The sequence below is a fragment of the uncultured Roseovarius sp. genome (assembly GCF_913057115.1).
Lineage (GTDB): Bacteria > Pseudomonadota > Alphaproteobacteria > Rhodobacterales > Rhodobacteraceae > Roseovarius.
Map to the genome: position 1 here is coordinate 37,008 of NZ_CAJXNN010000028.1, position 7,906 is coordinate 44,913.

General features: G+C 61.6%; 10 protein-coding genes and 1 tRNA gene. 8 read left to right on the plus strand and 3 right to left on the minus strand.

The window, feature by feature from the left end; all coding sequences use genetic code 11:
• Nucleotides 1–38: 38 nt before the first annotated feature.
• The 3 genes from QZ498_RS12300 to QZ498_RS12310 all read right to left on the minus strand — a co-directional run bounded on the left by QZ498_RS12300 (nucleotide 39) and on the right by QZ498_RS12310 (nucleotide 2,765).
• Entirely contained in the window at nucleotides 39–1,616 is a 1,578-nt protein-coding gene (locus tag QZ498_RS12300; protein WP_294622646.1) for a gamma-glutamyltransferase family protein, read from the minus strand.
• A 319-nt stretch (nucleotides 1,617–1,935) separates the two neighbouring features.
• Nucleotides 1,936–2,373 carry an ATP-binding protein gene (locus QZ498_RS12305; protein WP_294622648.1) on the minus strand — a complete coding sequence of 146 codons (438 nt, stop codon included), beginning with the start codon at nucleotides 2,371–2,373 and terminating at the stop codon, nucleotides 1,936–1,938.
• A 53-nt stretch (nucleotides 2,374–2,426) separates the two neighbouring features.
• Nucleotides 2,427–2,765, minus strand: coding sequence for an STAS domain-containing protein (locus QZ498_RS12310; RefSeq protein ID WP_294622650.1), 339 nt, complete (start codon nucleotides 2,763–2,765; stop codon nucleotides 2,427–2,429).
• 93 nt (nucleotides 2,766–2,858) lie between these two features.
• On the opposite strand from QZ498_RS12310, the gene QZ498_RS12315 reads away from it, so the two are divergent.
• The 8 genes from QZ498_RS12315 (at nucleotide 2,859) to QZ498_RS12350 (ending at nucleotide 7,906) form a co-directional block, all read left to right on the plus strand.
• Complete coding sequence (locus QZ498_RS12315; protein ID WP_294622652.1) at nucleotides 2,859–4,031, plus strand: acetyl-CoA C-acyltransferase; 1,173 nt, start codon at nucleotides 2,859–2,861, stop codon at nucleotides 4,029–4,031.
• Nucleotides 4,032–4,114: 83 nt separating this feature from the next.
• Nucleotides 4,115–4,570, plus strand: coding sequence for a GAF domain-containing protein (locus tag QZ498_RS12320; protein WP_294622654.1), 456 nt, complete (start codon nucleotides 4,115–4,117; stop codon nucleotides 4,568–4,570).
• Between the two features lie 11 nt (nucleotides 4,571–4,581).
• Nucleotides 4,582–5,466 carry a carbon-nitrogen hydrolase family protein gene (locus tag QZ498_RS12325; RefSeq protein ID WP_294622656.1) on the plus strand — a complete coding sequence of 295 codons (885 nt, stop codon included), beginning with the start codon at nucleotides 4,582–4,584 and terminating at the stop codon, nucleotides 5,464–5,466.
• 83 nt (nucleotides 5,467–5,549) lie between these two features.
• Nucleotides 5,550–5,768 (plus strand): translation initiation factor IF-1, encoded by a 219-nt coding sequence (gene infA, locus QZ498_RS12330; RefSeq protein WP_005978431.1) that lies wholly within the window; start codon nucleotides 5,550–5,552, stop codon nucleotides 5,766–5,768.
• Between the two features lie 88 nt (nucleotides 5,769–5,856).
• A complete protein-coding gene (locus QZ498_RS12335; protein WP_294622659.1) occupies nucleotides 5,857–6,447 on the plus strand; it encodes a nucleoside triphosphate pyrophosphatase in 591 nt (196 codons plus the stop codon).
• The gene (locus QZ498_RS12340) at nucleotides 6,444–7,466 is read left to right on the plus strand and encodes a ribonuclease E/G (RefSeq protein WP_294622661.1); all 1,023 of its coding nucleotides are present in this window, start codon (nucleotides 6,444–6,446) and stop codon (nucleotides 7,464–7,466) included. Before QZ498_RS12335 ends, QZ498_RS12340 begins: the two co-directional genes overlap by 4 nt.
• On the plus strand, nucleotides 7,466–7,654 hold the full coding sequence (locus QZ498_RS12345) for a DNA gyrase inhibitor YacG (RefSeq protein ID WP_294622662.1): 189 nt from the start codon (nucleotides 7,466–7,468) through the stop codon (nucleotides 7,652–7,654). Before QZ498_RS12340 ends, QZ498_RS12345 begins: the two co-directional genes overlap by 1 nt.
• Before the next feature lie 180 nt (nucleotides 7,655–7,834).
• Nucleotides 7,835–7,906, plus strand: a tRNA-Phe gene (locus QZ498_RS12350).

Genomic DNA, 7,906 nt, shown 5'->3' on the forward strand with positions numbered 1-7,906 from the left:
GGTTTTCTTGTTAACTCAAGAGCTTAGACCCGATTCGCTCAGTACCCCAGCGCACAGCCATCCTTGCGCGCATCACTGGCTCCCTCCAACACCCCATCGGGCCGGATCAGGATCGCCTGCGCCCCGCCAATGGCCTCCTCCGGTGTGCTCACCTTATGGCCCATATCGGCCAATTCCTGTTTCACACTGTCGGCGTAGCCGCGCTCGACCTTCATCTCGCCGTTGTCCGAAAAGCTCCGCGGCGCGTCGATCGCGGCCTGCGGGTCCATGTTGAAGTCCGTGATATTGCTGACAAATCTCGCGTGTCCATTGGGCTGATAGGCCCCACCCATCACGCCAAAAGGCATGGTGACGCCACTCTCGTCGGCCAGCATCCCGGGAATGATCGTATGCATGGGCCGCTTGCCACCCGCCATCTCGTTCGGGTGACCGGGTGTCAGGGTGAATCCCGCGCCGCGGTTCTGCAGCAAGATCCCGAACTTCTCCGATGCGATGCCAGAGCCAAACCCATGAAAAATAGAGTAAATCAGCGATACCGCCATCCGGTCCTTGTCCACCACCGTGATATAAATGGTGTCTTTATGCACCGCCTCCGTTAAGGGTGCTGCGGCCGGCATGGCGTTCTGCGGATCAATCAACGCGGCCAGTTTCGCCGCCGTGTCAGGCGACAGCATATGCTCCAAACGCGCCGTATAATCGGGGTCCGCGATGATCCGATTCCGCGCGTCATAGGCCAGTTTCGTCGCCTCCGCCTCGATATGAGCACGCTGTGCGCCAAGCGGGTCCATTCTTGAAATGTCAAATTGTTTCAGGATGTTAAGCATCAAGATGGCCGTCGCGCCCTGACCATTGGGCGGATGTTCCACCAAATCGACACCGCCATATTGCCCGCGCACGGGCGTGGTGTAGTCGCAGGACGCGACCGCGAAATCCTCTGGGCTGTGAACGCCGCCCATGCCGTTCAGAGTGGCCAGCATATCCTCGGCCACTTCGCCCGTGTAAAAGGCGTCGCGCCCATGTTTGGCGATCCGGCGCAGCACCTCGGCTTGCCCCGGAGCGCGGAAGACCTCGCCTGTGGAATACGGTTGTCCCGCCTTGGAGTAATGCGTAACGCCATGACCTTGCAGCGCTTTTCCAGAGGTCGGCCAGTCGAAAGCCACACGTGGCGCAACCGGAACCCCTGCCTCGGCATAGTGGATCGAGGGAGCCAAAAGGGCATCAAGGCCCAGCTTTCCATGCTCATCGCTCAATCGGCAAAAGGCATCTATGGCGCAGGGGATGGTGACCGCCTCTGGCCCATTGAGCGGTACGGTTTCATGCCCTTTGGCACGCAAATCCGCGGCACTGGCCGCCGCCGGCGCACGGCCCGATCCGTTCAGCGCCTTGACCTCGGCGATGCCCGGTTCGCTGAACAACACAAAGCAATCGCCGCCTATGCCAGTCATCTGCGGTTCGCAAATCCCCAGCAAAACAGCTCCGGCAATCGCCGCGTCCATGGCGTTGCCGCCGCGTTCAAGAATGTCGATGGCCGTTTTCGCCGCCAAAGGATGCGACGTGGCGCATAGGCCATTGGTGGCGAAGCAGGCCGAACGGCCGGGCAAATGGAAATCGCGCATTGGTCCTCCTGTGGTGTCCACAAGAAGACCATAAAGCGTTACGGAGAAACACAAAATCAAAATGTAAGTAAATGAGGGGTCGTTGTCTGCGAGGCGCCGGGCCGAGAAGGTTCGCGATGGCTGGAACGCCACTGCCGCGTCTTGGGCGGAACGTGTGTTGCGGGAAGAAGAAACCTCGACGCCGCGCACTGGGTGGGGGCTGTTAATAGCACGGCGCCGAGGGAAGCCTTATGCAGCTACTCGTTCTTTTTGACCGACTATTCGGGCGGTTCTGCGCACAGATTGTGACAAGAATGCGGTTTTGCGCGCGGTTGTTCGACTAGGCCGTGTGTTCCTTTGGGTGAATGATAAGCGATAGCTGGTTTTCACCATTCTGACGCTGATAGATCACGCTCTCACAGAGGTCGTTGATCAAGAACCATCCGAATCCACCCTCTGGAAGGCTTTCTACCGGGCAGGCCGATTCGGGCAGTTGCGCCACGGGTACCTCCAAACCCGGCAACGGCCTGCCACGGTCGCGGATTCTTGCCGATACGCCGAATTCCTCGATAGCCACATCAATATGCACTTTGCCGGGCTCGAGCCCCGCATAGGCGTGTTCGGCAATGTTGTTGAGTGCCTCGGCCCAAACCAGTTCGATGGTGCCAAGCCAGGAGGCCGGCACATGCGCCGCCACAAGCCGCGCACGCCCCTTTGACAAGAGCCTGCGCACACCGCTTTCCGTGGCTGTCTCACTCAGGGAAAACCGGTGTGCCATGGGCGGGGCCTTTCCAGCATGGGAATTTTTACTGCGCAAGAAGGGGGGCAGCCTTATCCGGCGGCCTGCCGTGTCATGCTTTCTATGCTGTCATGAATCACGAAAACCGAATCCATGCGCGTCAGGCGGAAGACTTTCGCCACGTCCGGGGTCAGGCCGGCCAAATCAAGTTGTTGACCCGACCGTAGTTGTTTCATCGATGCGACAATCGCGCCAAGGCCACTCGAGTCAACAAAGGTCACCTGTGACAAATCCAGCACCGCTTTCGCCGGGCCGCTTTCCGTCAAGGCGCGCATGCTGTCCTTGAAGCGAATGGCAGCGCTGGCGTCGATGCGCGCCTCATTGACGGTGATGATAAGTGTATTGTTGGTTTCTGTGCTTTGCAGGTCCATGATGCCTCCGGGCGGTAGGTAGTAATACGGCCGAGGCTAGACCCCATTCCTTACCATTCGGTATTCATGGGCACGAAAGAGGAGGAATAAGCGATGAAGGAAGTTGTCATCGCGGGCGCCGCCCGCACGCCCATGGGCGGTTTCCAGGGGGATTTCGACGGGGTCGAGGCCCCGGTTCTAGGCGGGGCGGCGATTCGCGCGGCTCTGGCAGATGCGCGGTCCGAGACCGTGGACGAGGTTCTTATGGGCTGCGTTCTGCCCGCGGGCCAAGGCCAAGCCCCTGCGCGGCAGGCCGGGTTTGCCGGGGGTCTGGGCGAAGAGGTGCCCGCCACCACCCTCAACAAAATGTGCGGTTCTGGCATGAAGGCGGCGATGATCGGCTTTGATCAGATCGCATTGGGCCATACCGACACGATGATCACGGGCGGCATGGAGTCGATGTCCTGTGCGCCTTACCTTTTGCCCAAGATGCGCGGCGGCGCGCGCCTTGGCCACGCGCAGGTGCAGGATCATATGTTCCTTGATGGGCTCGAAGATGCCTATGACAAGGGTCGCCTGATGGGCACCTTTGCCGAAGATTGCGCCGAAACTTTCCAATTCACTCGCGAGGCGCAGGATGCCTATGCCATCGGCTCCCTCGAAGGGGCGCTGGCGGCACAGAAATCCGGCGCGTTTGAGGGCGAGATTGCCCCCGTCACCCTGCACACCCGCAAGGGCGAGGTGACGATTTCCGAAGACGAACAACCCGCCAAGGCCCGGCCCGACAAGATCCCACAGCTTAAACCGGCCTTCCGCAAGGATGGCACGGTGACGCCGGCCAACTCCTCGTCGATCAGCGATGGCGCGGCAGCGCTTCTGCTCGCTTCGCGCGACGTGGCCGAGGCCAGGGGCCTGAATATCCGTGCGCGGATCATGGGCCATGCCAGCCACGCGCAAGCGCCGGGGTGGTTCACCACGGCCCCCGTACCAGCGGCACAGAAACTCCTGCAAAAACTGGGCTGGTCCAAGGATGACGTGGATCTGTGGGAAGTGAACGAGGCCTTCGCCGTGGTCCCCATGGCCTTCATGCATGAAATGGGCCTGCCGCGCGACAAGGTGAACGTGAACGGCGGGGCCTGTGCGCTGGGCCACCCCATCGGGGCCAGCGGTGCGCGCATCATGGTCACGCTGCTGAATGCCTTGGAAAAGCGGGACCTCAAGCGCGGTGTTGCGGCGATCTGCATTGGTGGCGGCGAAGGCACGGCCATTGCCATCGAACGCGTCTGAGCCCCGCGCACAAGACCCTTGCCCATTGTGGCCCATGTCCCGGATGTGATTAAACAGCCGGGACATGCTACCGCGGGGCCAAGATGCAGATCGACTACGCCGAAATCTCCAAGACTATCGCCGCCCTGACCGAGGGCGAAACGGATGATGTGGCCCTTATGGCCACGGTCGTGTGTGAAGTGCACCATGCAGATGACCGTTTTGACTGGACCGGGTTCTACCGCGTGACTGGCCCCGAAATGCTCAAAGTTGGTCCTTACCAAGGCGGCCACGGGTGCCTCACCATCCCGTTTTCACGTGGTGTTTGCGGCGCGGCGGCACGCACGGGATCTGTCCAGCTGGTGGCCGATGTCGAGGCCTTCCCGGGGCATATCGCCTGTTCCAGTTCGACGCGCTCCGAGATCGTCTTGCCAGTCTTTAACGGAGCGTGGGAACTGCTTGGTGTGCTTGACATCGACAGCGACCAGCCACACGCCTTTGACCAAAACGATGCCAATGGACTGCAAAAGATCCTCAGCGATGTCTTTGGCAGGCTTTAGGAGGGCACCAAATGAGAATTGCCACAGCCGCATACCCGCTCGATCAGTTCAATCTGTGGTCTGACTACGCCCAAAAGCTTGAGGCTTGGGTCGCCGAGGCCGTGGGGCAGGGGGCCGAATTGCTGGTATTCCCCGAGTACGGCGCGATGGAATTGGCCACACTCGACGGGTTGCACGTGGCCGCTGACCTTCCCGCGTCCTTGCGCGCCATCTCGGATAAGATGCCACAGGTCGATGCGCTCCATGCAGAACTTGCCGCAAGGTTCAATGTCTATATCTGCGCGGCCTCGGCACCGGTTTTCGACGACGTTATCGGACCAAACCCCGTCAACCGGGCTCGATTTTTCGGCCCAAGCGGCGAAGTGGGCATTCAAGACAAACAGATCATGACCCGCTGGGAACGTGCGCCCATGGGGGTCGTGCCCGGCGGTCCGCTCACGTTGTTTGATACCGCTTTGGGCAAAATCGGCATCCTCATCTGCTATGACGCTGAATTCCCGCTTCTTGCGCGTGCGCTGCAAGAGGCAGACATTCTGCTTGTTCCGTCTTGCACAGAGGCGCTCGAAGGCTATTGGCGTGTCCGCATCGGTGCGATGGCCCGCGCGCTCGAGGCGCAATGCGTCTCCGTCATGGCATCCACCGTGGGCGATGCGCGATGGAACAATGTGGCTGACCTGAACACTGGCACCGGAGGCGTCTTTGGCCCACCCGACGCAGGCTTCCCGCCCACCGGTGTTTTGGCCGAAGGTCTGCTCAACACCCCCGGCTGGACCGTGGCTGATGTGGATATCGACGCCATTGCGCGGGTTCGCGCCGATGGCAATGTGCTCAATGCAACGCATTGGAACGAGCAGCCCGCCCGCGTCAAGGATGTCACACAGCACCGGCTGAGGTGATTATGGCCTTGAAAAACACGGCGAATAGGCCCATTTAATGCGCGTTCCGCAAATCTGGCGGATTATGCAATGAAGGAGAGACCATGGCCAAGGAAGATACGCTCGAATTTCCCGGTGTCGTGAAGGAACTCCTGCCGAATGCGACGTTCCGGGTCGAGCTTGAAAACGGCCATGAGATCATCGCCCACACGGCAGGCAAGATGCGCAAGAACCGCATCCGTGTTCTGGCAGGCGACAAGGTGCAAGTCGAAATGACGCCTTATGATCTGACCAAAGGTCGGATCAACTATCGATTCAAGTAACGCAAGGCTTCGGGCCTCGCGACAGTGCGGGTAAGCGTGTAGCGCTGCAAAACGTGGCCGGCGCCCGGCTGCAAATCTGGGCGCTGACATGACGCAACCCCCCAAACTTATCCTCGGATCGGGCAGCCCGCGCAGGCGGGACTTGCTGGCACAAATCGGGGTGGCGGCGGATGATATCCGCCCGCCCGACATCGACGAAACCCCCGAAAAGTCCGAATTGCCGCGCCCCTATTGCATCCGCATGGCGCGGCAAAAGGCATGGGCGGTTGAGGCCGGGCCGGATGATATTGTCCTGTCCGCCGATACCACCGTCGCCCTTGGCCGCCGCATCATGGGCAAGCCGGAAAATGCCGGTGAAGCCGCGCAATTCCTGCTGGCCATGTCGGGCCGCCGCCACAAAGTGATCACCGCCGTTGCCATCCGGCGCGGGGATCGGCTCTGGCAGCGTGACGTTGTCACCACCGTCAAGATGAAGCGCCTCTCGGATGAGGACCTCAACGCCTATCTCGCCACCGGCGATTGGCAGGGCAAGGCCGGCGGCTATGGCATCCAAGGCCCCGCCGGTGTCCTGATCCCGTGGATCCAAGGCTCCTTCACCGCCGTTGTCGGCCTGCCACTGGCCGAAACCGCCACCCTCCTGCGCGCCGCAGGCTACCCAATCTACAAGGATACGCCATGAAAGGCCGCCTGATCGCCCTCGACCACATCAACGACACCGAGGCCGCGGCCCTCATGGTCGATGGTCGCCTCGAAGACCTGTTTCTTGACGCGGACGGCCCGCGCCCCGGCGCCATCTACCGCGCCATTGCCGACCGCCCGATGAAAGGGCAGGGGGGGATGTTCCTGCGCACCCCCGATGGCACCGTCTTTCTGCGGCAGGTCAAGGGCCTCAGCCCCGGACAGCCGCTCTTGGTGCAGGTCACCGGCCATGCCGAGCCGGGCAAGGCCCTGCCGGTCACCTCGAAACTTCTGTTCAAAAGCCGCTATGCCATCGTCACCCCCGAGGCTCCGGGCCTCAACATCTCGCGGCAAATCCGCGATGATGAACGCCGCGATGAATTGCTCGCCATCGCCCACGCTGAAATGGACGGGGTCGAAATGGGCCTGATCCTGCGCTCCTCCTGCCTTGACGCGGGTGACGACGAGATCGCCGAGGATATCCGCGCCATGGTCGATCTGGCCACTGCCGTTCTGGGCGATGCCGAGGGGGGCGAGCCGGAAAAACTCACCGAAGGCGACGGGCCGCATACGCTGGCCTGGCGCGAGTGGACCGACCCGGCGGATGTCGCTGCCAATGAAGGCTCCTTTGCCGATCACGGCGTGCTTGATGCGTTGGATGAGGCGCAAGAGGCCCGCGTGCCGCTCTCCGGTGGGGCCTCGATGTTCATTGAACCCACCCGCGCGCTTGTGGCCGTCGATGTGAACACCGGCAATGATACCTCGCCTGCTGCGGGCATGAAGGCCAACATGGCCGCCGCCCGCGATCTGCCGCGCCAATTGCGCCTGCGTGGCTTGGGCGGACAGATCGTCCTTGACCTCGCCCCGATGCCCAAGAAAGACCGTCGCCAGTTCGAAACCACCCTGCGCGCCGCCTTCCGCGCTTGCACGGTGGAAACCACCCTTGTCGGCTGGACGGGCCTCGGCCACTATGAATTGCAACGCAAACGCGACCGCGTCGCACTCTGCGAGGTGATGTGATGAGCTGCCCAATCTGCGGCAAAAAGAGCGATCCCAAAACGCGCCCCTTCTGCTCCAAACGCTGCGCCGATGTAGACCTTGGCAAATGGCTGGGCGGGGACTATTCCGTACCCTCCCGCGACCCCGAGGATATGGAGCGCGCCTGGGAAGAGGCCGAGGCGCAAAAGGCCCGCGACAAACCGCACTAATCCCCGTCATCCCGCATTTGGCAACTGCGTTCCGCCCAACCCAACATACCTGCCCAATGGCGCGCGCAGGCGGGCTTCTTGTGATAAAGGCAGAGCCTTGAAAAAAGTGACAAAGCCCTCTGGACACCCCGCCCAACCTGACCTAGAACGCCTCCACCCGAAGGCAGCCGCCTTCCCCGTGCCCGGGTAGCTCAGGGGTAGAGCAGTGGATTGAAAATCCTCGTGTCGGTGGTTCGATTCCGCCCCCGGGCA

What these genes read in the sequence shown, in the direction of transcription:
- QZ498_RS12300 (WP_294622646.1), bottom strand. Translation starts at nt 1,616, where the DNA reads ATGCGCGATTTCCATTTGCCCGGCCGTTCGGCCTGCTTCGCCACCAAT.
- QZ498_RS12305 (WP_294622648.1), bottom strand. Translation starts at nt 2,373, where the DNA reads ATGGCACACCGGTTTTCCCTGAGTGAGACAGCCACGGAAAGCGGTGTG.
- QZ498_RS12310 (WP_294622650.1), bottom strand. Translation starts at nt 2,765, where the DNA reads ATGGACCTGCAAAGCACAGAAACCAACAATACACTTATCATCACCGTC.
- QZ498_RS12315 (WP_294622652.1), top strand. Translation starts at nt 2,859, where the DNA reads ATGAAGGAAGTTGTCATCGCGGGCGCCGCCCGCACGCCCATGGGCGGT.
- QZ498_RS12320 (WP_294622654.1), top strand. Translation starts at nt 4,115, where the DNA reads ATGCAGATCGACTACGCCGAAATCTCCAAGACTATCGCCGCCCTGACC.
- QZ498_RS12325 (WP_294622656.1), top strand. Translation starts at nt 4,582, where the DNA reads ATGAGAATTGCCACAGCCGCATACCCGCTCGATCAGTTCAATCTGTGG.
- infA (WP_005978431.1), top strand. Translation starts at nt 5,550, where the DNA reads ATGGCCAAGGAAGATACGCTCGAATTTCCCGGTGTCGTGAAGGAACTC.
- QZ498_RS12335 (WP_294622659.1), top strand. Translation starts at nt 5,857, where the DNA reads ATGACGCAACCCCCCAAACTTATCCTCGGATCGGGCAGCCCGCGCAGG.
- QZ498_RS12340 (WP_294622661.1), top strand. Translation starts at nt 6,444, where the DNA reads ATGAAAGGCCGCCTGATCGCCCTCGACCACATCAACGACACCGAGGCC.
- QZ498_RS12345 (WP_294622662.1), top strand. Translation starts at nt 7,466, where the DNA reads ATGAGCTGCCCAATCTGCGGCAAAAAGAGCGATCCCAAAACGCGCCCC.